General features: G+C 69.6%; 24 protein-coding genes. 12 read left to right on the forward strand and 12 right to left on the reverse strand.

What is annotated here, in order from left to right; translation table 11 throughout:
• Positions 1-154 precede the first annotated feature (154 nt).
• Positions 155-1,117, forward strand: a complete 963-nt coding sequence (locus Q0Z83_RS38320) for a C40 family peptidase (RefSeq protein WP_317788224.1) — start codon at positions 155-157, stop codon at positions 1,115-1,117.
• Positions 1,118-1,274: 157 nt separating this feature from the next.
• Here the strand turns inward: Q0Z83_RS38320 and Q0Z83_RS38325 are convergent, their stop codons facing one another.
• Positions 1,275-2,276: a sigma-70 family RNA polymerase sigma factor gene (locus Q0Z83_RS38325; protein WP_093620358.1), complete on the reverse strand. Its 1,002-nt coding sequence runs from the start codon at positions 2,274-2,276 to the stop codon at positions 1,275-1,277.
• Between the two features lie 528 nt (positions 2,277-2,804).
• On the opposite strand from Q0Z83_RS38325, the gene Q0Z83_RS38330 reads away from it, so the two are divergent.
• Positions 2,805-3,491, forward strand: a complete 687-nt coding sequence (locus Q0Z83_RS38330; protein WP_317797231.1) for an SDR family NAD(P)-dependent oxidoreductase — start codon at positions 2,805-2,807, stop codon at positions 3,489-3,491.
• An 8-nt stretch (positions 3,492-3,499) separates the two neighbouring features.
• On the opposite strand, the gene Q0Z83_RS38335 is transcribed toward Q0Z83_RS38330, so the two are convergent.
• Complete coding sequence (locus Q0Z83_RS38335; RefSeq protein ID WP_317797232.1) at positions 3,500-4,090, reverse strand: dTMP kinase; 591 nt, start codon at positions 4,088-4,090, stop codon at positions 3,500-3,502.
• 197 nt (positions 4,091-4,287) lie between these two features.
• On the opposite strand from Q0Z83_RS38335, the gene Q0Z83_RS38340 reads away from it, so the two are divergent.
• The 7 genes from Q0Z83_RS38340 to Q0Z83_RS38370 all read left to right on the forward strand — a co-directional run bounded on the left by Q0Z83_RS38340 (position 4,288) and on the right by Q0Z83_RS38370 (position 9,573).
• Positions 4,288-4,863, forward strand: a complete 576-nt coding sequence (locus tag Q0Z83_RS38340; protein WP_317788225.1) for a nucleotidyltransferase — start codon at positions 4,288-4,290, stop codon at positions 4,861-4,863.
• 1 nt (position 4,864) lies between these two features.
• Positions 4,865-5,113 carry a hypothetical protein gene (locus Q0Z83_RS38345; protein WP_317788227.1) on the forward strand — a complete coding sequence of 83 codons (249 nt, stop codon included), beginning with the start codon at positions 4,865-4,867 and terminating at the stop codon, positions 5,111-5,113.
• Positions 5,110-5,853, forward strand: a complete 744-nt coding sequence (locus Q0Z83_RS38350) for a metallophosphoesterase family protein (protein ID WP_317788228.1) — start codon at positions 5,110-5,112, stop codon at positions 5,851-5,853. The genes Q0Z83_RS38345 and Q0Z83_RS38350 overlap by 4 nt, the downstream gene beginning before the upstream one ends.
• Positions 5,854-5,895: 42 nt before the next feature.
• Complete coding sequence (locus tag Q0Z83_RS38355; RefSeq protein ID WP_170167261.1) at positions 5,896-6,039, forward strand: GPGG-motif small membrane protein; 144 nt, start codon at positions 5,896-5,898, stop codon at positions 6,037-6,039.
• A gap of 162 nt (positions 6,040-6,201) precedes the next feature.
• Positions 6,202-7,176 (forward strand): MHYT domain-containing protein, encoded by a 975-nt coding sequence (locus Q0Z83_RS38360; RefSeq protein ID WP_317788230.1) that lies wholly within the window; start codon positions 6,202-6,204, stop codon positions 7,174-7,176.
• Positions 7,177-7,242: 66 nt separating this feature from the next.
• Positions 7,243-7,938, forward strand: coding sequence for an HD domain-containing protein (locus Q0Z83_RS38365; RefSeq protein WP_317788231.1), 696 nt, complete (start codon positions 7,243-7,245; stop codon positions 7,936-7,938).
• A gap of 27 nt (positions 7,939-7,965) precedes the next feature.
• Positions 7,966-9,573, forward strand: a complete 1,608-nt coding sequence (locus Q0Z83_RS38370) for a glycoside hydrolase family 13 protein (protein WP_317788232.1) — start codon at positions 7,966-7,968, stop codon at positions 9,571-9,573.
• Here the strand turns inward: Q0Z83_RS38370 and Q0Z83_RS38375 are convergent.
• Positions 9,481-10,941, reverse strand: coding sequence for an MFS transporter (locus Q0Z83_RS38375; RefSeq protein WP_317797233.1), 1,461 nt, complete (start codon positions 10,939-10,941; stop codon positions 9,481-9,483). The two genes, Q0Z83_RS38370 and Q0Z83_RS38375, sit on opposite strands and share 93 nt — an antisense overlap.
• Before the next feature lie 160 nt (positions 10,942-11,101).
• Between Q0Z83_RS38375 and Q0Z83_RS38380 the strand changes: the two genes are divergently transcribed.
• Positions 11,102-12,223 (forward strand): glycosyltransferase, encoded by a 1,122-nt coding sequence (locus tag Q0Z83_RS38380; RefSeq protein ID WP_317788233.1) that lies wholly within the window; start codon positions 11,102-11,104, stop codon positions 12,221-12,223.
• On the opposite strand, the gene Q0Z83_RS38385 is transcribed toward Q0Z83_RS38380, so the two are convergent.
• The 4 genes from Q0Z83_RS38385 to xylA form a co-directional block, all read right to left on the reverse strand.
• Positions 12,224-13,666, reverse strand: a complete 1,443-nt coding sequence (locus Q0Z83_RS38385) for an RICIN domain-containing protein (protein WP_317788234.1) — start codon at positions 13,664-13,666, stop codon at positions 12,224-12,226. It lies immediately after the preceding gene.
• A 2-nt stretch (positions 13,667-13,668) separates the two neighbouring features.
• Positions 13,669-15,084: a pectinesterase family protein gene (locus Q0Z83_RS38390; RefSeq protein WP_317788235.1), complete on the reverse strand. Its 1,416-nt coding sequence runs from the start codon at positions 15,082-15,084 to the stop codon at positions 13,669-13,671.
• A 242-nt stretch (positions 15,085-15,326) separates the two neighbouring features.
• A complete protein-coding gene (xylB, locus tag Q0Z83_RS38395) occupies positions 15,327-16,706 on the reverse strand; it encodes a xylulokinase (protein WP_317788236.1) in 1,380 nt (459 codons plus the stop codon).
• Between the two features lie 2 nt (positions 16,707-16,708).
• Positions 16,709-17,896 (reverse strand): xylose isomerase, encoded by a 1,188-nt coding sequence (xylA, locus tag Q0Z83_RS38400; RefSeq protein ID WP_317788237.1) that lies wholly within the window; start codon positions 17,894-17,896, stop codon positions 16,709-16,711.
• Positions 17,897-17,961: 65 nt separating this feature from the next.
• Here xylA and Q0Z83_RS38405 point away from each other — a divergent pair, with 65 nt between their 5' ends.
• Positions 17,962-19,278 carry an ROK family transcriptional regulator gene (locus tag Q0Z83_RS38405; RefSeq protein WP_317788238.1) on the forward strand — a complete coding sequence of 439 codons (1,317 nt, stop codon included), beginning with the start codon at positions 17,962-17,964 and terminating at the stop codon, positions 19,276-19,278.
• A 222-nt stretch (positions 19,279-19,500) separates the two neighbouring features.
• Here Q0Z83_RS38405 and Q0Z83_RS38410 read toward each other — a convergent pair whose 3' ends face one another.
• The 3 genes from Q0Z83_RS38410 to Q0Z83_RS38420 all read right to left on the reverse strand — a co-directional run bounded on the left by Q0Z83_RS38410 (position 19,501) and on the right by Q0Z83_RS38420 (position 23,429).
• The gene (locus Q0Z83_RS38410; protein ID WP_317788239.1) at positions 19,501-21,150 is read right to left on the reverse strand and encodes a substrate-binding domain-containing protein; all 1,650 of its coding nucleotides are present in this window, start codon (positions 21,148-21,150) and stop codon (positions 19,501-19,503) included.
• Positions 21,151-21,474: 324 nt separating this feature from the next.
• Positions 21,475-22,527 carry a lactonase family protein gene (locus Q0Z83_RS38415; RefSeq protein ID WP_317788240.1) on the reverse strand — a complete coding sequence of 351 codons (1,053 nt, stop codon included), beginning with the start codon at positions 22,525-22,527 and terminating at the stop codon, positions 21,475-21,477.
• 113 nt (positions 22,528-22,640) lie between these two features.
• The gene (locus tag Q0Z83_RS38420; protein ID WP_317788241.1) at positions 22,641-23,429 is read right to left on the reverse strand and encodes a hypothetical protein; all 789 of its coding nucleotides are present in this window, start codon (positions 23,427-23,429) and stop codon (positions 22,641-22,643) included.
• Between the two features lie 143 nt (positions 23,430-23,572).
• Here Q0Z83_RS38420 and Q0Z83_RS38425 point away from each other — a divergent pair, with 143 nt between their 5' ends.
• The gene (locus Q0Z83_RS38425; protein ID WP_317788242.1) at positions 23,573-25,144 is read left to right on the forward strand and encodes a BTAD domain-containing putative transcriptional regulator; all 1,572 of its coding nucleotides are present in this window, start codon (positions 23,573-23,575) and stop codon (positions 25,142-25,144) included.
• On the opposite strand, the gene Q0Z83_RS38430 is transcribed toward Q0Z83_RS38425, so the two are convergent.
• On the reverse strand, positions 25,141-25,740 hold the full coding sequence (locus tag Q0Z83_RS38430; protein ID WP_317788243.1) for a GTP-binding protein: 600 nt from the start codon (positions 25,738-25,740) through the stop codon (positions 25,141-25,143). The two genes, Q0Z83_RS38425 and Q0Z83_RS38430, sit on opposite strands and share 4 nt — an antisense overlap.
• The gene (locus Q0Z83_RS38435) at positions 25,721-26,032 is read right to left on the reverse strand and encodes a DUF742 domain-containing protein (RefSeq protein ID WP_317797234.1); all 312 of its coding nucleotides are present in this window, start codon (positions 26,030-26,032) and stop codon (positions 25,721-25,723) included. The genes Q0Z83_RS38430 and Q0Z83_RS38435 overlap by 20 nt, the downstream gene beginning before the upstream one ends.
• Positions 26,033-26,070 lie beyond the last annotated feature (38 nt).

The following is a 26,070-nucleotide window of genomic DNA, read 5'->3' on the forward strand; positions in this document are numbered from 1 at the left end:
AACGCCGCCGAATGACGCGCGGCGATCCGGCTCCCACCCCCAGGGGCGCCGGACGCCGCAACCGGACCGGATACACACGCGGACAGGGTCTTCTTCCAGCCCGACGGTCCCGCCGACCCGGTAGGCGGCCAAGCGGAAGAAAGGCCCCTGACCAGTGCCACACCCCCGTACCCGGTTCCGGGCGCTCGTGGTCGCGCTGACGGCGTTCGCGATCACGACGTCGGGAGCGACGGCTGCCCATGCGGCGCCGTCCGAGGCCGAGCTCAAGAAGAAGATCGACAAGGCCTCGGAGCAACTCGAGGACGTCACCGAGCAGTACAACAAGCTCCGGCTCGACGCGAAGGCCACCAAGGCCGACGCGGCCAAGCTGGAGTCCTCCCTCAAGCCTGCCCAGGCAGCGCTCGCCGCCGCCACGGCCAAGGTGCAGACCATCGCCACCACCACCTACATGCAGGGCCGCACCGGCGCGATGACGGTGCTGGTGAGCGGTGACTCGGCGACCCTGCTGGAGCGGCTCGCGGTGCTCGACCAGATCACCAAGTCCAACCAGCAGGACATCGACACCTTCACCGAGACCACGACCACCTTCGCCGAACGCAAGGCCGCGCTCAAGGTCACCCAGGACAAGCAGGCCGCCCAGGCCACTGAACTGGTCAATCGCAAGAAGAAGATCGAGGGCGACCTCGAGAAGCTGTACGACATGCGCGAGACCGCCTACGGCAGCGCCACCGAGAACAGCGGCTCCTACACCGGCACGATCCCCGACATCCCGGGCTCGGCCGGCAAGGCGGTCACGTTCGCGTTCAACCAGATCGGCAAGCCGTACGGCTACGGCGACGCCGGCCCGAACTCGTACGACTGCTCGGGTCTCACCTCGGCGGCATGGGCGGCGGCGGGCAAGTCGCTGCCACACAACGCCGCCGCGCAGTACAGTGCCACCGCCCGGATCAGCCGCGCCGATCTGCAACCCGGTGACCTGGTGTTCTACCGGAGCAACGGGCACGTCGCCCTGTACGTCGGCGGCGGCAAGATCATCGACGCCCCGTCGGCCGGCCGAGACGTACTGCATCGCACGATCGACATCATGACCCCGAACGGCTACGGCCGGGTCAAGTAGCAGATCCGACCGGATCCCAGGGCTGTCGCAGCACCGTTGCGGCAGCCCTGAGGACCAGCCGGAAGTCGATGGACCAGCCGGGACCTCGACAGTCAGACACGAGAAGGCCGGTGCCCCGTCTGAGGCACCGGCCTTGATCGTTTCAGAGAACCACTGGTCAGGCGGCCTGCAGACCCTCGGCCCGAGCCAGCTCACGCAGCCGGCCGAGCGCCTGGATCTCGAGCTGGCGGATCCGCTCCCGGCTCAGCGAGAAGCGGGACGCCACCTCGGTCAGCGAGTGCTCGCGGCCGTCCTCCAGGCCGTACCGCGCCCGCATGATGCCGGCCGACCGGTCGTCCAGGTGGTTGAGCAGGCCCTCGATGCGCTGCCGCTCGAGCGCGTTGAGGACGATCTCCTCGGGGCTCGGGGCGTCGCTGTCGGCGACCAGGTCACCGAGGTTGGTGTCGCCGTCGTCGCCGACCGGGGTGTCCAGCGAGACGGTGTCCTGCGCCCAGCGGGTGAGCTCGTTGACCCGCTCGACGGTGACGCCCAGCGCGGCCGCGATCTGCTCGGGCTCCGGGTCGGCGCCCAGCTCGCGAACCAGCTGCCGGGTGACGTTGCGCATCCGGTTGACGTCCTCGACCAGGTGGACGGGGAGCCGGACGGTGCGCTCCTGCTGGGCGATGGCCCGGCTGATCGCCTGGCGCACCCACCAGGTGGCGTAGGTGGAGAACTTGTAACCGCGCTCGTAGTCGAACTTCTCGACCGCGCGGACCAGGCCGGTGTTGCCCTCCTGGATGAGGTCCAGCATCGGCATGCCGGACCGGACGTAGCGGCGTGCGATGGAGACGACCAGACGAAGGTTGGCCCGAATGAACAGGTCCTTCGCGCGCTGGCCCTCGGTGACGAGACGTTCCAGTTCCTCCCGGCTGACGCCGCGGCGCTCCTCGCCCGTCTCGAGCAGGTGCTCGGCGTAGAGGCCCGCCTCGATAGCCTTCGAGAGTTCGACCTCCCGTGCGGCGTCCAACAGCGGCGTCCGGGAGATCTCGTGCAGGTAGACTCCAACGAGGTCGCGCTCCTCAGCGACCTGGTCGGTACGCATCACGGTGTTCTTCTCCACGTTGCCCACGGTCCCCTCATTGCCGTCACTAACCCTGTTACGGGCATTACCTGCGTCCATCAGCCCTCTCCCGTAACGTCCGCAGCTCGTGCATTGCGGTTGCTGACACATCTACACAACAAATTGCTGGCCGCACTGATTCCGGCTGGTGGATCGAAAGTGTCACGAATGTCTGGGTGGTACCTGAGAGCCCAGTGCGCGGAAGCTGAATACGGGATCTTCGCGATCGTCGTGCTGACGATCGGTTACCCTCTACCCGCTTCATAACACCATCGGCCTCTCATCGTCACAGCGACGGGCATCACCCTGCGCTACGCGATGCTCGTCACCCCCGAGTACGTGTCTCGCGCCTCTGGGGTTCATGTGCAGCATCGGCTGGACTTCGACAAGCCTGAAACAAACGGCTCCGCGAAAGCTCGTGCCCGCGGATCGAACGGGACCACGGTCACAATGCGCCACGCCAAGCCACACTTCACTCGCCCACACGGGTGACGCCCGGTGAGCGCGAAACATTCCCAGGTGGCGGCCGGTTCCCACGGAGAAGTGAGGAACAGCACATCCACGACGGTGTGACAAGCTGCTCCCATGATCTCGACGCGTACGGCTCTGATCACCGGCGGCAACGGCGGGCTCGGCACCGCCACCATCAGCGCGTTCCTGGCCGCGGGCTGGCGGGTGGTGGCCCCGGTGCGACCCGGGACGGCCGATCAGCTGCCGGCCGGGGTGGTCGCCGTGGAGGCGGATCTGACCAGTGAGGCCGACGTGCGGGCCGCGGCCGACCGCGCCGCGAGCGACCCGCAGGCGCCACTGCGGGCGGCGGTCAACCTGGTCGGCGGCTACGCGGGGGCCGGCCTGATCGCGGACACCCCGGTGGCCGACTTCGAGGCGATGTTGGCGATCAACCTGCGGCCCACCTACCTGACCACGGCGGCGGCCCTGCCGCACCTGATCGCGGCCGGCGGTGGCTCGGTGGTGTGCGTCTCGTCGCGGGCCGCGAAGTCCCCGTTCCCGGGCGCGGCCGGCTACGTGACCGCCAAGGCGGCCGTGCTCGCCTTCGCCGCCGCGGTCGACGTCGAGTACCGCACGAAGAACGTGCGCTGCAACACCGTCCTGCCCAGCGTGATCGACACTCCGGCCAACCGGGCTGCCATGCCGGACGCCGACCACGGCCGCTGGGTCGGCCCGGCCGAGATCGCCGAGACCGTGCTCTTCCTCGCCTCGGACGCCTCGGCGCCGATCAGCGGCGCGCAGATCCCGGTCTACGGTCGGGCCTGACCCGTCGCTCAGGCGCCGAGCTCGGCCAGGATGGCCTTCGTCACCTGCTCGGGAGTGCCGTTCGCGTCGATCACCACGAACGTCGGGTACTCCCGTAGCGAGCGGTAGGCCAGGTCCGCGGTCCGCAGGTAGTCCATGGTCTCGCTGTCGTAGCCACGGCGCTCGATCCGGTCCCGGGCCACCTCCGGGTCGACGGCCAGAAAGAACGTCACGTCCGGCCGCGGGAACAGCCGGTAGGCCAGGCGGGCGAACCGCTCGGCGGCCGGGCGGGCCCCGTGGGCGCGCAGGCTCGCGTACTGGCACACCGCATACCTGTCCATCACCGCGATCTCCCGGCGGACCGCCCGCCGCAGCAGGGTCCGGGCGATGGCCAGCCACCGCAGCGCCGACTCGACGACGAGCGTGCCGCGGCGCCCGAACAGGTCCTCGGCGTCGCTGCGACCGGCCGTCTTCGCGATCCGGCCGAACCAGTGGCGGCCGCCGGCGTTCTGCCGGTACCGCGCCGGGTGCCCGGCGGCGGCCAGCTCGGCGGCGACGACACGGGCCTGGGTGGTCTTACCGGAGCCGTCGATGCCGACCAGGGCGATGGTGCGCGGCATCCGGCGAGGCCCGCCGGAGGGGGCGGGGACCGGACCGGACTGCGCGAGGAGAGCCATACCGACCCACGGTAGCTCCCGTCGGCACATTCTGTTCCGCACCGGCGGGCACGGGCGGTCCTCCAGAATGATCGTGTGGGTTCAAGGTGCCGCGACTCCGGGTAGTCGTTCACGAACCGGACACGGGACAGGAGGACGGCATGCCACACCGTGTGGACGAGGGTCTGGCCATCACCTTGAAGCGGGTCGCCTCGACGCTGAAGAGCGCGGACATCCCCTTCGCACTGGGCGGGAGCTTCGCGGTCTACGCCCGCGGCGGCTACTCCAGCGATCACGACGTCGACTTCCTGATCCGGGAACAGGACAAGGAACGGGCGTTGCAGGAACTGGCCGCGGTCGGCTTCGAGACCGAACAGCCGCCGGAGGACTGGCTGGTCAAGGTCTACGACGAGGGCCGGATGGCGGACCTGATCTACCGCCCGGTCGAGTCACCGGTCGACGAGGAGACGCTCAAGGACACCGAGCAGATCTCGGTCGAGGCGATCTACATGCCGGTGATCTCCGCGTCCCGGCTGATGGTGCACAAGCTGCTCAGCTACAGCCAGCACTACTGCGACTTCGCCACCGGGCTGCCGGTCGCCCGCTCACTGCGCGAGCAGATCGACTGGGACCGGGTCCGCCGGGAGACCGAAGGCTCGCCGTACGCCGAAGCGTTCCTGGTGCTCCTGGACCGGTTGGACGTGGTGCCTTTCGCAAAGGAGCGGATAGGGGGATGAGATGACCAACCAGATCGATCTCGAAGCCGAGATCCAGCGCCTGCTCACCGAACATGATCGAGTCGCCGAGCAGGGCATCACCGTGCACCGCCGGGACAACGTGGTGGTCCTCGGCGGGGAGGTGGAGAGCGCGCAGCGGCGCGACGAGGTCTGCCGGCAGATCTCCAGCCACTTCCCCGAGATCGAGATCACCTGCGACATCGGCATCACCCGGGCGCAGGCGCCGAGCGAGGTGGAGGAGATTTCATGATCCGGATCGCCGCCGTGGGCGACGTCCACGTGGACAAGGACGTGGTGGGCCGCTACCGGCCCGCCCTGGAGCAGCTGCCCGACCGTGCCGACGCCCTCCTCGTCGCGGGCGACCTGACCCGGCACGGGACCGTCGACGAGGCGAAGTGTTTCGCGACCGAGTTCGGCGGTCTGGCGGTACCGGTCGTGGTGGTGCTCGGTAACCACGACCACCAGAGTGATCAGGAGCAACAGGTCACCGAGGTGCTCACCGACGCCGGGATCACCGTGTTGGAGTGCTCGTCGACGGTTCTGGAGATTCGCGGCCACCGGCTCGGCATCGCCGGCGCCAAGGGATTCGGCGGCGGGTTCGCCGGGGCGTGCGCCAGCAACTTCGGCGAACGCGAGATGAAGACGTTCGTCGGTGTGACCGAGGACATCTCGACCCGGCTCGGCGAGGCTCTGCGATCGGTGCAGTGCGACGCGCTGGTCGCGCTCACCCACTACGCCCCGGTGCCGGACACCCTGGTCGGTGAGCCGTTGGAGATCTACCCGTTCCTCGGCTGCTACCAGCTCGGCAACGCGGTCGACTCGGCGCCGACCGCGCTGGCGCTGCACGGGCACGCGCACCACGGATCGGAGCGTGGCCGTACGCCCGGCGGGGTGCCGGTCCGTAACGTCGCGCACCCGGTGATCAAGCAGGCGTACAACGTGTACCAGCTGCTCTCCGAGTCCGTGGATTCCGAACTCGTACCGGCCTGAACCCAGGTTTCCGATTTCGAGGCTTCGGGTATCCGAGATGACATGGACCTTCTGCTTTGGATTCTCGCCGTAATCCTCGTGGTCGCCGGTGTTCTCGCGCTGTTCCGGCGGCAGATCCTCTGGGGTGTCGTACTGATCATCGTCGGTCTCCTGGTGGGCCCCGGCGGCGTCAGCATCTTCACCTGATCGTCCTGAACTCCCTCGTCGAACCGCTCTCTCGATCCTGAACCGGGGTCGCCGCGGCTTGGTCCGAAACGGACACAGCCTCGGTGACCCCGGTTCTCTCTTTCGTGCGCCGCCGCACACAACGTGCGATGTACGCCCGCGGATATCTGACTCAATCCCCGCGTGGCTGACGTCCATCACTTCACCTACGGCGCTTACAACCCGATAGCCGCCTACCTGCTGGCCTTCCTCGGCTCGTTCCTCGGTCTGCTCTGCACCGGCCGGGCCCGGGACGCCCACAACCGCAGCCGGCGCAACAGGTGGCTGGCGATCGCCGCGTTCGCGCTCGGCGGCGGCGGGATCTGGCTCATGCACTTCTCCGCGATGCTCGGCTTCGACGTGCCGGTCAGCCCGGTGCGGTACGACCTACCGCTGACCCTGCTGAGCCTGGCCTTCTCGGTGGTCACGGTGGGCGTCGGCCTGATGATCGTCGGACACGGCGACCGCAGCGTCGCCAAGACCCTGGCGGCCGGGCTGCTCACCGGCGGCGGCGTGATCGCCATGCACTACACCGGCATGGAGGGCATCCGTCTCTCCGCGACCATCCACTACAACCTGGTCCTGGTCGTCGCGTCCGGCCTGATCGCGGTCGCGGCCAGCACCGTCGCCCTCTGGTTCGCCGTCTCGGTGCAGGGTTGGGCCCGGGTGACCGGCGCCGCCGCGGTGATGGCCCTCGCCGTCTGCGGCATGCATTACACCGGCATGGCCGCCATGTCGATCGAGCTGACGCCCGGTGCACCGCCCGCGGGTGGGGTCCGGCCGCTCACCATGCTGGTCCCGATCATCCTGATCACCACGGCCACCATCGTCGGCGTGGCGCTCAGCGCGCTGCAGGCGATGACCGAGGAGGAGTTCACCGACGGCGCCGGCAGCCCGAAACGGGGCGTGCACGCCGAGCCCCCGCAGCCGTGGACGGTGAAGCACACGTCGATGGGCGCGATGCGGCTCACCCCGGCCGCCCGGGCGGTCGCCGCCGGCCGGGCCGCCGGCGGCAGCCGTCCCTCTCCCGGGCCACGTCCCTCTCCCGGGCCACGTCCGTCCCCCCGGCCGTCACCCTCTCCGGCACAGGCCGCACCACCGGCCACATCCGGCAGCTGATCGAAACCCATCCCCGCCCGCGATCCGGTATACCTGATCGACATGGCGCCAAGGATGCTGCTCTCGATGCCACTGCACGCCATCACCGAGGTGTACGGCGAAGCCGGCCTGCGTGACCGATTCGCGCTGGAGGCCGAGTCCTTCCCGGCCGACGAGCGCAAACTGCTCGCCGAGGCCCTCGATCTGGCCTCCGATCTGCACGCCGCCGACCGCCGGGTGCGGGAGCCGTACCTGAACCATCTGCTCCGGGTCGCGATCCGGATCATCCGGTATTACCGGGTGCGCGACATCGACGTGCTGGTCGCGGCGTTGCTGCACGACGCGGTCGAGGACCATCCGGCCGAGCTGGCCGGGCTGGAGCCGGGCGCCTCGCACGCCGAGCTGACCGAGGCGGCGCTGGCCGAACTGGCCCGTCGCTTCAACCCGCGGGTCGCCGAACTGGTCCGGTCGGTCACCAACCCGGAGTACGACCCGGACCGCGACAAGCACGAGCAGTACCGGATCCACGTCGCGGAGAACCTGGAACGCGATCCGTGGGCCCGGGTGATCAAGATCTCCGACTTCACCGACAACGGTGTCGGCGTCATCCACACCACCCTGGAGAAGGCGACCAGCTCAGCCCGCAAGTACCGGCCGCTCGTGCCCAAACTGCGGGAACTCGTCGGGCGGCCGGACACCCCGCTGTCCACGCAGGCCAAGGAGCACATCCTGGACCAGCTGGACCTGGCCGAGGAGCGTTTCGCCGCGATCCTCGACGAGTAGGGGCGGAGCCCGAACTACCGTGGGGCCATGCCTACTGACGCCTGGTGGCGGGACGCGGTCATCTACCAGATTTATCCCCGATCGTTCGCCGACGCGGACGGCGACGGCATGGGCGACCTGCCCGGCATCACCGCCCGGCTGCCCCTGCTGCGGCGGCTCGGCGTCGACGCGATCTGGCTGTCGCCGTTCTATCCCAGCCCGCAGCACGACGCCGGTTACGACGTCGCCGACTACCGCGGCGTGGACAGCCGGTTCGGTTCGCTCGGTGACGCCGACAAGCTGATCGCCACCGCCCACGATCTGGGCCTGAAGATCATCGTGGACCTGGTGCCCAACCACACGTCGAACGAGCACGAGTGGTTCCGGGCCGCCGTCGAGGCCGGGCCGGGCAGCCCGGAGCGCGAACGGTACATCTTCCGAGATGGTGACGAACCGCCCAACTCGTGGCAGAGCGTCTTCGGCGGATCCGCCTGGGAGCGGCTGCCGGACGGCCAGTGGTATCTGCATCTGTTCGACGTCTCCCAGCCGGACCTCAACTGGGACCACCCCGAGGTACGGGCCGAGTTCCTCGACATCCTGCGGTTCTGGCTGGACCGCGGGGTCGACGGGTTCCGGGTGGACGTGGCGCACGGCCTGATCAAGGACGCCGACCTGACCGACTGGACCGCCCCGTCGGTGATCCTGGGCGGCCTGGATCCGGTCGGCCCGCCGCCACCGATGTGGGACCAGGAGGGTGTGCACGAGATCTACCGGCAGTGGCGGTCCGTGCTGGACGGCTATCCGGGTGGCCGCATCCTGGTCGCCGAGGCCTGGGTCCAGCCGGAGGAGCGGCTGGCCCGGTATGTGCGTCCGGACGAGATGCACCAGGCGTTCAACTTCCCGTACCTGGAGGCGCCCTGGTCGCCGGAGCCGCTGCGGGAGATCATCGACTCGTCTCTGGCCGCCAACGACGCGGTCGGTGCGACCACCACCTGGGTGCTCTCCAACCACGACGTGGTGCGGCACGCCTCCCGGCTCGGCTTCCCACCGGGTGAGGGCCGCAAACCGGGCATCGGCGTCGGCGACCCCCAGCCGGACAGCGCTCTCGGCCTGCGCCGGGCCCGCGCGGCCACCCTGCTGATGCTGGCGCTGCCCGGCTCGGCCTACCTCTACCAGGGCGAGGAGTTGGGGCTGCCGGAGCACACCACGCTGCCCGACGAGTTCCGCGAGGACCCGGCCTGGGAGCGGTCCGGGCACACCGAGCGGGGCCGGGACGGCTGCCGGGTGCCGATCCCGTGGGAGGCCGACGCGCCGTCCTACGGTTTCGGGCCGGCCGACGCGAGCTGGCTGCCGCAGCCGAAGATCTGGGCCGAGTACGCGCTGGATCGCCAGATCGACGTGCCCGGTTCCACCTGGGAGCTGTACCGGTCGGCGCTGGCCACCCGGCGTGAACACGAGCTCGGCTCCGGGGAACTGGTCTGGCTGGCCGGTGACGAGGGCGCTCTGGCGTTCCGCAACGGCGACCTGACGGTGGTGACCAACTTCAGCGCCGAGCCGGTGACGCTACCGCCCGGCGCCCGGGTCCTGCTGAGCAGCGAGCCCCTCGACGCCGACGGGCGGATCCCCACCGATGTGACGGTCTGGTCGGTGTTCTGAGGCGACCGCCAGCAGGGCGGCGTGCGTGTCGGCCATGTCCGCCGCCACCGTCCTGCTGGCCAGCCAGTACATGATGCCGGTGGGCACGAAGAAGACCTGGAAGGCGGCCAGCCCGACCGCGTAGTTCAGCGGCGGCGGGTAGGCCCCGGCCAGACTCGCGAAAGCGACCGCCACCAGCACGTTGCCGCCCGCCCGGCCGGCACCGTTGACCAGGTTGCCGAGGCTGTAGACGGTGCCCCGATGCTGCGGCGGGTTGACGTCGGCGATCATCGCGAACCAGTTCGGCGAGTTCGCCGACGTCAGCATCAGCGCGAACACCGCCACCACCAGGCAGAGCCCGACGGTCGGCTCGGTCACCACGTTGGCCAGCACACCACGGATCACCGAGGCGGTCCCCTCACCGTCCGGCACGGTGATCTTCATAGGGACGAAGAACAACACCACATAGAGGGGTACGGCCGCCAGCACCCCGATCGACGCGACGAGGGCACGGCCGCGGGGAGTACGCCGCTGCAACCGGTCCCCGGCCAGGCCGCCGAGGATCGACAGCGCCGCGCCGAGCTGGAAGAGCGTGGCGAACACGCTGCCGATCAGCACCGCCGTGCCGGTGGTGTAGCCCTGATCCTCGGCCCGCGCCCGGAACAGCACCGGCAGCCACACCATCGAGCCGAACGCGATCTGTGCCGTCCCGCCCTGGAGGATCAGCCACACGTTGGTCCGCCGTTTCAGGATGACCGGCAGGTCCTCGTGGTGGATCCGCTCCTCGTAGTCGATGCCGGCCAACTCGGGCTGGCTGTCGCCGCGCGGCACGTTGAAGGTGAACAGGTACGCCGCGGTGGCGATCAGCCCGGCCGCCGCCGTCACCAGGAACGGCCGCCGCCAGTCGTCGTGCCCCAGGATGCCGCCGACCAGGGTGCCGGCCAGGGTGCCGACACCCTGTGACAGCCCCCAGAAGCTCATCACGAGGCCACGGCGCCGCGGTGAGATCAGGTCGCTGACCACCGAGAAGCTGACCGAGGCCACCCCGCCGAGCCCGAACGCGGCAAGCACCTGACCGGCCAGGAACGTGCCGTAGCCGCCGGCCAACCCGGACCAGGCGGTGCCGATCACCCAGATCACCGTGCCGGCCACCAGGACCGGTTTGCGATCGGTGCGGTCGCCCAGATAGGCGAACCCGATCGCGGCGACCGCGCTGATCAGGAACATGATCGTGGTGGACAGCGCGATGTGTGCCTCGGTGACGCCGAGTTCGACGCCGATGCTGCCGTAGAGCGGCGGGACGATGCCGATCGCGATGTTGTCGAGAGCGGCGAGAACGACGAAGACCACCACGCTGTACACGCGGTGCGCCGTGCCACCCCTGCCCATCACCGGAGAAGGTTAGCGTCCGGCCGACTCTCGGCGCTGTCTCGGAGCACGCGCGACAGCCCGGCGGAGCAGCCGGGTTCGACCTGTTGTCGAAGCGTTCAGCGTCGGGTCAGCAGATCTTCGCCGGGCCGATCCGGGACGTGAGTGATCTGGACCGGTGATGATCGTCCGCGTCGCCAACTTCGTCCACGCCACCTCCGGCGGGCTACGCACCGCGCTGCGCGAGCTCGGCCGGGGTTATCAGGCGGCCGGGCACGAGGCGGTACTGATCGTTCCCGGTGACCGGGCCGGCGAGGAGCAGACCCCGCAGGGCCGGGTGATCACGGTTCCCGGGCCGGTCGTTCCGGGGCTCGGCGGATACCGGGTGCTGCTGAACCGCGCGGCGGTGCGGGACGTGCTGAGACGACTGGGGCCGGACCGGATCGAGGTGCACGACCGCAGCACGCTGCGCTGGCTCGGGAGCTGGGCACGGCAGAACGGCGTCCCGTCGATGATGGTCTCCCACGAGAGCCTGGACGGGCTGCTGCGACTCTTCGGCCCGGGTGGTCCGGTCGCGCCGTGGGTCGCCGACCGGCTCAACGCACGGACCGTCGCGGCGTTCGACACGGTGGTCTGCACGACCGAGTGGGCGCAGCGGGAGTTCCTGCGACTCGGGGCCGCGCCGGTCCGCGTACCCCTTGGCGTTGATCTTGATCGGTTCTCGCCCGCCTCGCGGGATGCCGGATTGCGGACCGGGCTCGCCGGGACCACGTCGGTGATGCTGTTGCACTGCGGTCGTCTGTCGGCCGAGAAGGAGCCCGGGCTGTCGCTGACCACGCTGGCCGCATTGCGGGCCGATGGAGTGGACGCGGTCCTGGTCGTGGCCGGGGACGGGCCGTTGCGCGCGGAGCTGTCGGCGGACGCGGAACGGCGGCGGCTGCCGGTCCGTTTCCTCGGTCACGTGAGCGACCCGCGCGGGCTGCTGGCCACCGCCGACGTGGTGCTGGCGCCCGGCCCGATCGAGACCTTCGGCCTGTCCGCTCTGGAGGCGCTGGCCAGTGGAACCCCGGCGGTGGTACGGGCGAGCAGCGCCCTGCCCGAGGTCGTCGGCCCGGCCGGAGTGGCCGCCGCCCCGGACGGGTTCGCCGCGGCGGTGCGGGACCTGCTGGCCCGCCCGGCCGCCGAACGGCGCGCGGCAGCCCGTACCCAGGCTGAAGGTTTCCCCTGGTCGAATGCGGTGAACGGTTTTCTCGCCGGGCACGCTGGACTGGCGGCGCTGCCCGGAGGCAGCGCCGCCAGGTGATCAGTTGCCGATGTTCGCCTGCGGGCCGGCGTAGGTGGCCAGCAGTGCCGGAACGTCGGCCGCCGCGTCCAGGGTGTACGCGTAGAAGCTCTTCGGGTCGAAGGCCGAGCCGTTGGTCTGCTGCTTGCCCGACGAGTTCTTCACGATGCTGCCGCTCTGCTTGAGCTGGGCGGCCGACGTGTCGTTGTAGAACGGGTTCACGACGTTGTCGAAGTAGCTGTTCTCCAGAACCATCTTCGTGCCGCCGCGCGACAGGTTGCCGTACGACGTGATGTTCTGCAGGTAGTTGTTGTAGAGGTGCGCGTAGGCGACGTTGTCGGTGCTCGGGTTCCGCTGGTTGGTGCCCTTGATCCAGTTGTGGTGGATGGTCATCCGGGCGGTCACGTTCTCGGTCCAGCCGATGCCGAACGCCTTGTTGCCGGTCTCCAGGACGTTCCAGGACACGGTCAGGTACGTGGTGTCCTTACGACTGTCGATCATGCCGTCGTTCATCCGGGTGATCTTGTTGTGGTCGATCCAGATGTGATCGGCCGTGTCCATCTGGATGCCGTCGTAGTCGTACGTCTTGTCGTCCGGGTCGTCGTCGGTCATCTGCGTGTCGCGGATGGTGAGGTTGCGGATGATGACGTTCTTGACGCCGGTGCCGAGGAAGAACCCGCCGCCGACGATCTCACCCTTGGTGCCGACGCCGACGATCGTCTTGTTCGACTTGACCTTGAGCTCGGTGCCCTTCGGGGTGATCGTGATCGGACCACCCACCTTGATCACGTAAGGCTCGGTCGCGGTGACGTACTTCGTCAGGTCGGCGAGGGTGGTGACGGTGACCGTGGTGCCGGCGGCGCCGCCGGTGGTGCCGCCCCCGGTCGAGGCGAAGCCGTCCGGAGTGGACGCCCAGGTGCGACCGGACGTGGTCCCGACCGGCGTGAACGCCCACTGCTTGTTCGAGTTCGCGGAGCAGGTCTCCTGGATGATCGCCGCACCGTTCTCGGTCGACGCGCCCTGGTCGGAGATGCACAGGCCGTTGCCGGCGTTGATGATCTGGAACGTGTCAGTGCCGGACGCCGCAAGCCTCCACTGCTGGTTCGTCTGCGAGCCGACACACGTGTACTGCTGGAGCTGGGCACCGGAGGTGGTCGACGCGGCCGGCACGTCGATGCACTTGCCGCTGTTGACGTTCTGGATCAGGAAGTTGCCGCCCGACGCCACCAGCTTGAACTGCTGCCACGTCGAGTTCGCGGTACAGCCCCACTGCTGCAGCAGAGCGCTGTTCGCGGTCGAGGCGGCCGGCACGTCGATGCACTTGCCGCTCTTCTTGACGATCAACTGGTAGGCGGTGCCCGCCGTCGGGGCGGTCGCCGCGTTCGACGGCATGATCGACCAGCCGACGAACGCGGTCGGGACGGCCAGGATCGCGGCGGCCAGCAGGATGCGCTTCTTCTTCATGATCAACCCACCGGGTTCCAGTTGTCGGTGCCCGCGAGATACTTCTGCGGGGTGTAGTTCGCGGCCTGCGAGTCACTCAGCTGCGGCCGGTTACTGTTGGTGGTGGCGCCGGAACCGGTGTTCTTGTACTCGAGGAAACGCGCGTTCTGCCAGACGTTCCCCGACATGTCGGTCCAGGGCTGCGCGGTCTTGATGGTCGCGCTCAGGCTCGACTCCCGGAACAGCACCTGCGCGTTCGGACCCCACGGCCGGCCGAGCTGGGTGGTGTTGTTCGTCGCGCCGGTGATGGTGCTCTTGTAGATCAGGAAGCCGTAGGCGTTCGCCGCGTCGGTCCGGGCCGCCGTGATCGGGCCACCGGTGCTGCGCTTCTGGTAGATCTTCGTGCCGTTGAAGACGGCCGTGCCGGAACCGAAGATGAAGTCGACGGTGCCCTCCACGTAACCGCCCTTGACGTAGGCCCGGCCGCTGTTGACCAGCAGGGTGTCCTGGGCGCCGAGGAACCGTACGTTGTCGAAGAGCAGCCGGTCGGCGTTCAGGTTCGCGGCCACCGCCTGCGAGCCTTCGCCGTAGTCGTTGGAGATCGTCAGGTTGACCGCGTTGAACTCCTTGCCGTTGGCGAAGAGCGTGGCGCTGCCCGAGGTGCCGTAGCCACCGGCGTTGCTGCGGTTGTTGACGATCACCACATCGTCGTTGGAGTCGCCGCCGCCCTGGAGCGTGATGAACGGCTTGGTCGCCGGAATCGTCACGATCTCCCGGTAGGTGCCGGGCTTGATGGTGATCGTCTTACGGCTGGTGTTGCCGGTACCGACCGCGTCGATGGCGGCCTGCACGGTCTTGTAGGTCCCGGTGCCGTCGGCGGCGACCGTGTAGGAGACCGACGACGAGACAGCGGTGAACGCCCACTGCTTGTTCGAGTTCGCGGTACACGTCTCCTGGATGACCGCCGCACCGTTCGCCGTCGAGGCGCCCTGGTCCGAGATGCACAGGCCACTGTTCACGTTGATCACCTGGAAGGTGTCGGTGCCACTCGCCGACAGCCGCCACTGCTGGTTGGTCTGCGTCGACGCGCAACCCCACTGCTGCAACTGCTGACCCGAGGTCGTCGAACCGGCCGGCACATCGAGGCACTTACCGCTGTTGACGTTCTGGATCAGGAAGTTGCCACCCGCGGCCACCAGCTTGAACTGCTGCCACGCCGAGTTCGCGGTACAGCCCCACTGCTGCAGCAGGGCGCCGTTCGCGGTCGATGCCGACGGAACGTCGAGGCATTTGCCGCTCTTCTTCACGATCAGCTGATACGTGGTGCCGGCGGTCGGGGCGGTCGCCGCATTCGACGGCATGATCGACCAGCCGATCAGCCCGGCCGGCACGACCATCGCGGCCGCGATGCCGAACACCACCGATTTTCTCTTTGCCACTGCGGTCTTCCTCACGTGCGGGGATGACGGCCGCGGGGGACGGCCGGTGTTCCTGTGCACGTAGATGCCGCTGCAGAGCAGAGACAACAAAAACTTCAAAAATCTTTTCCAGGGGTACGGCCACGCGCCCCCACCCACGCGAGAGGCGTCCACCCCGCCCCCGGTGCCGTGTCCGGCTCTCAGTCGGGGCCCTCACCGACAGCGGGGCTCTCCCCGACAGCGGTGAGAGCCCCGACCAGGCTTCAGCCTCGGGCCGCGGCGTACTGCTCGCGGATCGACGGGACCGGGTCCGCCTCGTACACCTCGGGGGTCTCCGCGGACCAGGTCGGTGGAACGTCCCCACCCGCGGTGACCCACGCGGCCTGCCGGGCGGCACCGTCGGCGACGTATTCACCGGGCGGCGGAACGACCACCGGCCTACCGAAGAGCGCGGGCGCGATGCGGCGGACCGCCTCACTCCGCGCCCCGCCACCGACCAGGACGATCCGGTCGGCCACCGCGCCGGACGCGGTGAGCGCGTCCAACCCGTCGGCGAGCGCGCACAGCATGCCCTCGACGGCGGCCCGGGCCAGGTGCGCCGGTGTCGACGTCTTGAGGGTGAGCCCGTGGATCGAGCCGGTGGCGTCCGGCCGGTTCGGGGTCCGCTCCCCCTCCAGGTAGGGCACCAGGACCAGACCGTCGGCACCGGCCGTGGTGCTCAGGGCCAGCTTCGACAGTTCGTCGTGGCCGACACCGAGCAGGGTGGCGGCCGCGTCGAGGACCCGAGCCGCGTTGAGCGTCACCACGATCGGCAGGAACCGGCCGGTGGTGTCGGCGAACCCGGCGACCGTGCCCGACGGGTCGTTCGGCGAGACCTCCGACGAGGCGAAGACCGTGCCGGACGTACCGATCGAGACGATCACGTCGCCGGGGGCCGCACCGGTGCCGAGGGCGGCCGCCGCGTTGTCCCCGGCGCCCGGGCCCAGCGGAGCACCGTTGGGCAGGTGACCGGCGATCCCGGTCGGGCCGAGCACCTCGGGCACGATCAGTGACCGGCCGAACCCGAGTTCCAGCAGATCGTGACGGTACTCATCGGTCTTGGCCGACCAGTAGAGCGTCCCGCTGGCGTCGCTGCGGTCGGTCTTCAGATCGCTGAGCGATGTGGATCCGGACAGCTTCCAGGTCAGCCAGTCGTGCGGCAGGCACACCGCGGCCACCCTCGCCGCGTTCGCCGGCTCATGACGGGCCAGCCAGCGCAGCTTCGTGAGGGTGAAGCTGGCGACCGGCACGATGCCGACCGCGTCCGCCCAGGCCGCGCCACCGCCCAGTTCGGTGATCAGGTCGGCGGCCGCACCGGCGCTGCGGGTGTCGTTCCACAGCAGTGCCGGCCGGACCACTTCACCGTTCTCGTCGAGCGCGACCATGCCGTGCTGCTGCCCGGCGATCGAGGCGGCGGCCACGTCGTCCAGGCCGCCGGCCTCCTCGATCGCCTGCTGGAGCGCGGCCCACCAGGCGTCCGGGTGAACCTCGGTGCCGTCCGGGTGGGCGGCCCGGCCCTGCCGGACCAGCTTGCCGGTCTCGGCATCGCGGATCACGACCTTGCACGACTGGGTCGAGCTGTCGATCCCGGCGACGAGCGCCATGATTAGCGCGCCCCGATGAGGTGCTCGATGGCGAGCTGGTTGAGCTTGACGAAGTGGTATCCCTGCGCGCCCGCGGCGTCGGCGTCGAAGTCCTCGAACGCGCTGCGGTCGGCGAGCAGGTCGCTGTAGCTCTCGCCCGGGTTCAGGGTGGGCACGCCCAGCTCGGCGACCTTCGCGGCGGCCAGCGCGGCCTGCACCTCGGGATCGGCGCGGAACGCCTTGGCCCGCTCCTTGAGCAGCAGGTACATCTTGATGTTGGCGCGGGCCGACTCCCAGACGCCGTCGAAGTCCTCGGTACGCGACGGCTTGTAGTCGAAGTGCCGCGGGCCCTCGTAGGCCGGTGCGCCGTCGACGCCGCCGTTCTCCAGCAGGTCGACCAGGGAGAACGCGCTGAGCAGGTCACCGTGGCCGAAGACCAGGTCCTGGTCGTACTTCGGGCCGTGCTGGCCGTTCAGGTCGATGTGGAACAGCTTGCCGTGCCACAGCGCCTGGGCGATGCCCTGGGTGAAGTTGAGCCCGGCCATCTGCTCGTGGCCGACCTCGGGGTTGATACCGAACAGCTCGGGGCGGTCCAGTTCCTGGGTGAACGCGATGGCGTGGCCGGCGGTCGGGAGCAGGATGTCGCCGCGGGGCTCGTTGGGCTTCGGCTCGATGGCGAAGCGGAAGCCGTAGCCACGGTCCTCGGAGTACTGCGCGAGCAGGTTGAGGGCCTCCCGGTAGCGGTCGAGAGCGGCCTGCACGTCCTTGGCCGAGTCGTACTCCGCGCCCTCGCGGCCACCCCACAGGACCAGGGTCTTGGCACCCAGCTCGGCGCCGAGGTCCATCTGGCGCAGCACCTTGCGCAGCGCGTAGCGGCGGACGTTGCGGTCGTTGCTGGTGAAGCCGCCGTCCTTGAACACCGGGTGGGTGAACAGGTTGGTGGTGACCATCGGAACGATCAGGCCGGTCTCGTCGAGCGCCTTCTTGAACCCGGCCACGATGCCGTCCCGGGTCTGCGCGTCGGCGCCGAACGGGACCAGGTCGTCGTCGTGGAACGTGATGCCGTAGGCGCCGACCTCGGCGAGCTTGTGGACCGCCTCGACCGGGTCGAGGGCCGGGCGGGTGGCGTCACCGAACGGGTCGCGGGCCTGCCAGCCGACGGTCCAGAGGCCGAAGGAGAACTTGTCGTCGCGTGTGGGCTGGACGGACACGGGTAACCTCCCGGAAATTGTTTAGTGGTTGAATTATTTGACCGCGGTATGGCACTGTCAAGGGCGTGTTGGCCGCCTCCACGACTCCGGTGCGCCAGGCGAGCGTGCGCGCCCATAATCTCGCGCTGGTTCTGCACACCGTGGCAAACAGCACATATCCGCCCTCCCGTGCAGCGGTCGCGGCAGCCACCGGGCTGACCCGTGCGACCGTTTCCGCCCTTGTCGACGACCTAGTGGCCGGAGGCCTGCTGGTCGAGGTCGATCCGCCACCGAGGACCGGCGCCGGGCGGCCCGCGGTGGGTCTCGCACTCACCTCCACCGGCCCGGCCGGGCTCGGACTGGAGATCAACGTCGACTACCTGGCCGCCTGCGTGGTCGACCTGACCGGCGCGGTCCGCCACCGTCACGTCGAACACGCCGACCAGCGGCCGGTCGACCCGGCCCAGGCGCTGGCCGCCCTCGGCCGGCTCGGCGCGGCCGCCCGGCTCGCCGCCGAGGCCGACGGTCTGACCGTCGCCGGAGCCGCCCTGGCGGTGCCCGGCCTGGTCGCCGACGGCCTGGTCCGGGTCGCCCCCAACCTGGGCTGGCAGGACGTGGACGCGGTCGCCGCCCTGCGCGCCGTCCCGGAGCTGGCCGACCTCCCGATCACGGTCGACAACGAGGCCAACCTGGCCGCTCTGGGCGAACTCCGGGTGACCGCCGACACCCCCGGCCTGCCCGACGCCACCTTCACCGCCGGCGCTCCCTCCTCCACCGGCCCCTCCCCCACCGACGTTCCCTCCTCCACCGGCGCCTCCCTCTCCTCCGTCAGCGCCTCCCCCTCTGACGCTTTCTCCTCCGCCGACCCGCCCTCCCCGATCGGCGACGGGGCCGATCTTCGGACGGGGCATTCGTTCCTGTACGTCTCCGGGGAGATCGGCATCGGCGCGGGGCTGGTGATCGACGGCGAGCTCTACCGCGGAGTGCGGGGCTGGAGCGGCGAGATCGGGCACGTCACCGTCTATCCCGACGGTCGGCCGTGCCGGTGCGGCGCCCGCGGATGCCTGGAGCAGTACGCCGGACAGGAAGCCCTGGCCCGGGACACGCAGCTGGCCGCCGCCGCGCTGGGTATCGCGCTGTCGGCCGTGGTCAACCTGCTCGACGTGCCGGTGATCGTGCTCGGTGGCGCCTACGCCCCGATCTTCGGCACGCTGCGCGACGGCATCGAGGCCGAGCTGCGACGCCGGGTGCTGACCGCGGGCCTCGCACCGGTCGCACTGCGCCCGGCGGCACTCGGGCCGGACGCGGCGATGCGGGGCGCGGCGGACACGATCATCCGGGTGGTACGCGAGGACCCGGCCGCCTGGCTACGCCGCTTCTCCGGGCCGTCACCCACCCGGTGACCCGCGGCTCGACCCACCCTGCGCCATCGGGTCGAGCCTCTGGTCGGGCACGCCGCGGCGCTCGGGCCGTGAACGGCGGGATGTTCGGCTCGGGTGGGGTACCCGGGACGTGCCTCCTGGTTGAGGTGAGGACGCGTGGCCGTACCGCTGCGGGGTTGAAAAAACGGCGACCACCGGCCCTCGGTGAGAGGGACGGTGGCCGCCGGGTGTGTCGTTCGTTTCCTAGATGACGCCGGTCCGCGAGCCGATGGCCTGCGCGAAGATGCTGGTGATCTTCGTGGGGTCCGGGGCCAGGAAGACGCCGCTGTTGCTGTTCGGGAGGGCGTCCCGCAGCATCTTCAGCTCGTCCACGCTGACCTTGTCGCCGATGCCGATGAGCACCAGGCGGATCGGCCTCTTCGGGTCCTGGGCCTTCTTGAGCGCGGCGACGACCTGGTCCTTGTCGAGGCCGGCGCTGTTCTCGTTGGCACCGTCGGTGAAGAGGATGACCGAGTTGATCTTCTGCGGCGAGTAGTTCTTCTTCACGTGGTTGTACGCGTCGAGAACCGTGTCGTAGAGACCGGTACCGCCGTCCTTGTTCGGGTCCAGCTGCGCGATCGAGTTCTGCAGCTTCTCTCGGCCGGTGGTCAGCGAGGTGATGCCGACCAGCTGCTTCCAGGGCCTGGAGCCGTTCTCGTTGGTGGAGAACCGCCACACGCCGACCGACCACTTGTTACTGAAGAGCGAGAGGCCCACGCTGGCGGCGGCCTGGGTGACCTGCGCCCGGGTCTTGCCGCCGGCGGTCGGCACCGCCTCGCCCATCGAGCCGGACGTGTCGAACACGGTGAGTGCCTGACCCGGCTTGGTGGTCGCGATCCAGCCACCGACCACGGCGCTCAGGTCGGCGCCGGTGAGAGCGGCCGACGCCGCGGTGCCCTCGGCCGACTTGGTGGCCGCGGGGGTGACCGCCGGGGACGCCTTGGGCGCACCCATCGGGGCCGGGAAGTTCGCGCCGTAGCTGCCGTCCGGCGCCCGCAGACCGGCCGCGGCCAGCGCGTTCTTGGCGACGGCGGACTGGAGCTGCTCGAGCAGGTCCTCGGCGGCGTTCTTCTTCTGCTCGTCGACCACCTGCGGCATGATCGTGTACGGATAGTCCAGCGGCGCCGGGCTCGGCTCCATGTAGATGGCACTGAGCGGGATGGCCGGGCGCTCCGCGTTGTAGGCGACCACGTCCTCCTCGGACAGTGGAGCCGCGCTCACCGTGTTGCTGCTCCCGATGTCGGCTTCCGACTTGGGGAACTTCGCGACCAGCTCCTCGCGCAGCACGGCCTTGTTGGTGTCCAGCGCGGTGAGCGCCCGCGACTTGGCCTTGAGGGCCTCGATCGGGTCGCCGCCGACCGCGCCGGAGGCCTGGCTGAGCGCCAGCAGGCTGGTCAGGCCGGACGCGTCCTGCGTCGGGTCCATGATGCCGACCTGGAGCGGCTCGTCGGTGGAGAAGTTCGTCAGCAGGTCGCCCCAGCCGATCGACTTGTTGGGCCAGCCGAAGTTCTTGGCGATCGGCTCCGGCATCGCCAGCACCAGCGGGCTCTGCGCGACCGACGTGGCGGTACGCGGCAGGAAGCCGGCCGCCTCGGTCTGAATACGGAGCAGCCAGGTGGAGGAGTCCGGAACCCAGACGTCCGGAACCTGCTTGGCGTCGGGGGCCGGGTTGAGGCCGATGAGGGCGACCGAGTGGTCGCGGGTGACCGCGCTCGCGATCGTCGCCGGAAGCTCGTCGGTGACGTCGACCGCGATGCAGGTGCCGTCGATTTCGGCACCCGCCTTGGTCCACTGATCGGCGACCGACTTGATGGCGGGCACGATCTCGGGAGCGGCGGCTACGTTCAGTCGCACGGATCCGGAGCATCCGGAGGCGGCGAACTGCTGATAGCCCAGGTACGTCCCCGCAATTACGACGACTATCGCCATCGCACCTCCGACGACGCCCGCTCCCTTTGAGTTGAAGTTTCTACGATGGCGGCCAGACACGCGCTCCATAGTGCGCATGTCCGAAGCTGAATGCCATATACGTTCGGACGAAAATTACTCAGATTGGCGCTTCCCGATCTAGAAAACACCCAGAGTGATGACGTCGTCTCGATGTGTATCAACTTTGACCTGCGACATGCCGGTTTTGAGATATTTTCGCAACCGACACGCCGCAATGTCCGAACTTCCCTATGATCTGATCATCGGCGGATTCCACCGGAGCAGGCAGGTCGGGGTCGGTTCACCGGTCGGTTCACCTTGGAGTCCCGGAATTCCGGTCTCCGGGTCGATGCGGAAAACGGTCACGTTGTGTGAACGCTGATTGGTCACGTAGAGGTGATCGCCGAGCAGAACCATGTGCCTCGGCCACACCCCACCGGCCGGCACCTCGGCGACCAGCGTGACGTCGTCGCCGTTCCAGGCGAAGGTCGAGACGGTGTCCGGCCCGCGATTGGCCACATAGACGAACCGACCGTCCCGGCCCATGGTGATCTCCGACGGGTAGACCGGACCGGCCGAGGTGCTGGTGGCGATCTCGCCGCGCGGCTCCAGCACCGGAGCGCCGGCCGCGCGGTGCCAGCTGAGCGTGCCGGTCAGCTCGCCGACCAGCAGAAGCGCCCCGTCGGCCGATCGCAGCAGGTGCCGCGGCCCGGTGCCCGGCTTCGCCTCCACCGCGGTCTCCGGCAGGCCCAGACGGCCCGTGTTCGCGTCCAGCCGGGCCCGCCACACCCGGTCCGAACCCAGGTCGGAGATCAGCACGTCGGCGCCGTCCGGGACCACCTGGTGCGCATGCGGGCCGGCCTGGCGTTCCGCGTCCGGGCCGGCGCCGGTCAGGGTCAGCGAGTCGCTGCGCTCCCCCGGCACACCAGCGCCGTCGAGCGGGTGCACCGACACCGAGCCGCTCGCGTAGTTGGCCACCACCAGATGCCGCCCGTCACCGGTGACCGCCAGGTGACACGGATCCGAACCGCCCGTGGACCGCGTCGTCAGCGGGATCAGCGAGCAGTCCGGCGCCACCGAGAAGGCCGAGACCGTGCCCTGGTCCAGCTCGTTCACCGCGTACAGGACCGGAAGGGTGGGGTGCTGCGCCAGGAAGGACGGCGACGGGGTCCGGGCGGCCAGCCCGAGCCGGGTCAGGTCCCCGGTCACCGGATCACGCCGCAACAGCGTGATGCCGTCCCCCTCACCTCCCTTGTCACCCGTGTAGCAGCCGACGAAGACGTACTCATGGCTCGAACCCATGCGTCGATCCCACCACAGAACGCCGGGAACGCACGGCAGGACACCGCCGCCGGCGGCGCGGACCCCCGTTGATCGCCCGCGCTGCCGGCAGCGGTGCCGCCGGTGCTCCCCGATCAGCCGTTCAGCAACTCGTAGGCGTCCGCCGTCGCGGCTACCGCGTCGGAGGGGGTTTCGATCGGGGACGCCTGGCCGTACTGGTCGTAGACGACCTCGTAGGTGGCCGCCTTCGCCTTGCCGGCCGCCGGGATCTTGACGACGGCCTTGGTGACCCGGCCCGCACCGTCGAGCGTCACCTCCAGGGGTACCGTCTTCGCCTTCTCGCCGAGCGCCTTGAGGGTGTCCGCGTCGACGATCTCGGCCACGGTCGACCTGGTCAGGTCGGTGGTGCCGGTGTAGGTGCCGCTGCCGGTCTCCTTGAGGTCGGCGGCGGCGGTCAGCAGCGTGCTCACATAACCCGGGTCGGTCTCACCGGCGTAGGTGAGGTCCTCGGCCGAGTCCTTGGAGAGCTTGCTCTGGTCGAGCTTCATCCACTTCTTCGGGAACTTCGGCAGTCCGGCCCCGGCCGGCGCGTTGTCGAAGGCGATCTTCGCGTACGCCTGCTTCTCGACGACCAGGAACTTCATCGTCAGGGTCATCTCGGAGTCCGGGATCTTCTCGAAGAAGTCACTGGTGACCGACTTGTGCGGGGCGTCCAGCACGCCGCTGAACGACTGCTGCCCGCCCTTGACCGAGTAGTGGAACGCCGGAGTGGTGCGGCCCGGCACCCCCTTCGCCAGGGTGGTGGCGGCGGAGACCTGCTCGACCGTCTCCTCGACCGTGTCCGCTACGCCACAAGCGCTCAGCCCGGCGCCGGCGATCAGCAGGGCGCCGGTCAGAGCCAGGCGCTTGGTGAGAACGTTCATCGTCTTGTCTTTCCTCACGAGGTTCGCGGTGCGTTGATGGACACAGGCTCCTGGAGACGACTGCCGATGCGCTGCGGCTATGCTGCTGCCGGCTGCCGTTCCGCTGCCGTCGATGGAAACCGCAGGTCAGACAGGGGGTGCCGGTGACCGACCAACCCGTGTCCGGCGCGCTGCGGTTCGAGGTGCTGGGTCCCGTCCGGGCCCTGCGGGACGGACTGCCGATCGACCTCGGCCCGGCGAAACAGCGTGCCGTCCTCGCCGTCCTCCTGCTGAGCCCGGGCAAACCGGTGCCGACCCACCGGATCGTGGACGCCGTGTGGGGTGACGAGCCCCCGGAGAACGGCACCAACGTCGTTCAGAAGTACGTGGCCGGCCTGCGGCGTGTGCTCGACCCCGACCGGTCCCCGCGCACCTCCGGCGAGTTACTGACGCTGACCGACGGCGGTTACGTGCTCCAGGTCGGCGCCCTCGACACCGAGGACTTCCGCAACCGGCTGGCCCGCGCCGACGCCGAGCGCCGCGCCGGTCGGCTGGAGGAGGCCGCCCGGATCGCCCACAGCGCCCTCGACCTGTGGCACGGCGAGGCCCTCGGCGGGCTCACCGGCCCGATCTTCGACTCCGCCCGGACCCGGCTGGTCGAGGAGCGAGCCAACGCCTGTGAACTGTGGGCGGACATCGAGCTGTCCCGCGGCGGGTTCGCCGGGCTGGTGTCTGAACTGTCCAGACTGGTGCAGGAGTTCCCGTTACGCGAAGGGCTGCGGGCCCAACTGATGATCGCCCTGCACCGCAGCGGACGGCAGGGCGAGGCGCTCGCCGTCTTCCGCGACACCCGTGAGTATCTGCTGGACGAGCTCGGCGTCGAACCCGGGGAACGGCTCCAGGAGACGCACCGGCGGATCCTGCGCAACGAGCCGATCCCGGCCGCGGTGATCCCGGCCGCGGCGGTCCCGCAGCCACGTCAGCCGGAGAGCGTGGCCCCGTACTCTCCGGCGCCCTTGCCGTACCCGTCGGCGCCCCCGCCGCACGCCATGATGCCGGGGCTGCCGTTCATGCCCCGCCGGTCCGGCATCCTGTGGGCCGAGGTGATCCTCGCCGCGGTGCTGCCGCTGGTGACCTGCTCGTTCGGCAGCTGGCTGTACTTCGCCTACGCGGCGTACCAGCGGCGGTCGATCAATCACGTGCTCGTCGCCTGCGGGTATCTCGCCGCGGTCTTCGCGGTGCTCGTGCTCCAGTTCGCCGACCCGAGCGCACCGGAAGCCGAGATGATCTCCGATGCCGAGGCGGGCGCGATCCTGCTGGCACTCCTCGTCATCGCCGTCGCCGCGTTCCACGGCGCGATCCTGGCCTGCTATCCCGGCGACACCCGGCGCGCCCGCCACCAGCGTGACCTGGCCCGGCAGTACGCGACGTTCCACCCGGCCGCGGCCCTGCAGGCCGGCATCGGCCGGCCCGACCTGCTGCGATCCTTCGACGACGGTGGACTGGTGGACCTCAACCACGCGCCGGTGCAGGAGATCGCCCGGGTACAGGGGATCAACCCGATCGAGGCGCATCGGATCGCCGTCGACAGGTTCGAGAACGGGCCCTACCGCGACCCGTCCGACCTGGTACGACGCGGCCTGCTGCGGCCGAAGACACTGCGGCGCGTCGCACCGTGGCTGATCTGCGTGCCGCCGGTGGCACCGGTCCGGGCCGACACGCCGGATCTGCCCTAGCGGGCCGCGGCGGCGGCCATCTGACGGCGCGCCACGTACTCCACCAGCTCGATCAACACGTTACGGGCGGCGCCCTGGTCACGCGCGTCGAACAGCACGACCGGGACACCCGGGTCCAGATCGAGCGCGCGGGCCACCGCCTCCGGCGCATATTGGGGCTGGGTGTCGAAGCAGTTCACCGCGACCACGAACGGCGTACCGCGCTGCTCGAAGTAGTCGATGGACGGGAAGCAGTCGGCGAGCCGGCGGGTGTCGGCCAGCACCACCGCACCTAGCGCACCCTGCGACAGCTCGTCCCACAGGAACCAGAACCGGTCCTGGCCGGGCGTGCCGAACAGGTAGAGCTGGAGATCCTCGGTGATGGTGATCCGACCGAAGTCCATGGTCACCGTGGTGGTGGTCTTCGCCTCCACACCGGAGACGTCGTCGGCGCCCTCGGCTCCGGTGAGAATCTCCTCGGTCTGGAGCGGCCGGATCTCACTGACCGATCCGACCATCGTGGTCTTACCCGCCCCGAAGCCGCCCGCGATGAGGATCTTGAGGGCGACGGGAATGCGCGACGATCCGCCGTTGCGGTCAGAGCGCACGGAGTCCATTGACAACCGCCTTGAGTACGTCGACGTCATGCGGCTGCGAGGCAGCCGGGGGTTCGTACAGCGAGATCAAACCCGCTGAGCGTAGATCACCGAGGAACACCCGGACCACGCCGACCGCCAGGTCGAGCTGAGAGGCCAGCTCGACCACGGAGATCGGCTCCCAGGCCGCTGCCACGATGGCGTGGTGCTCCGGCTGCAACTGCTGGCCGGAGGTGAGGTCGGGCACCGTCGCCACGACGAACGCGACCAGGTCGAAGTCGCAGTCCGCCGGGGCGACACGTCCGCCGGTCATCGCGTAGGGACGCACCACCGGGCCCGCGTCGTTGTCCA

Source organism: Actinoplanes sichuanensis, from assembly GCF_033097365.1.
In the GTDB taxonomy this organism is placed as follows: Bacteria; Actinomycetota; Actinomycetes; order Mycobacteriales; family Micromonosporaceae; genus Actinoplanes; species Actinoplanes sichuanensis.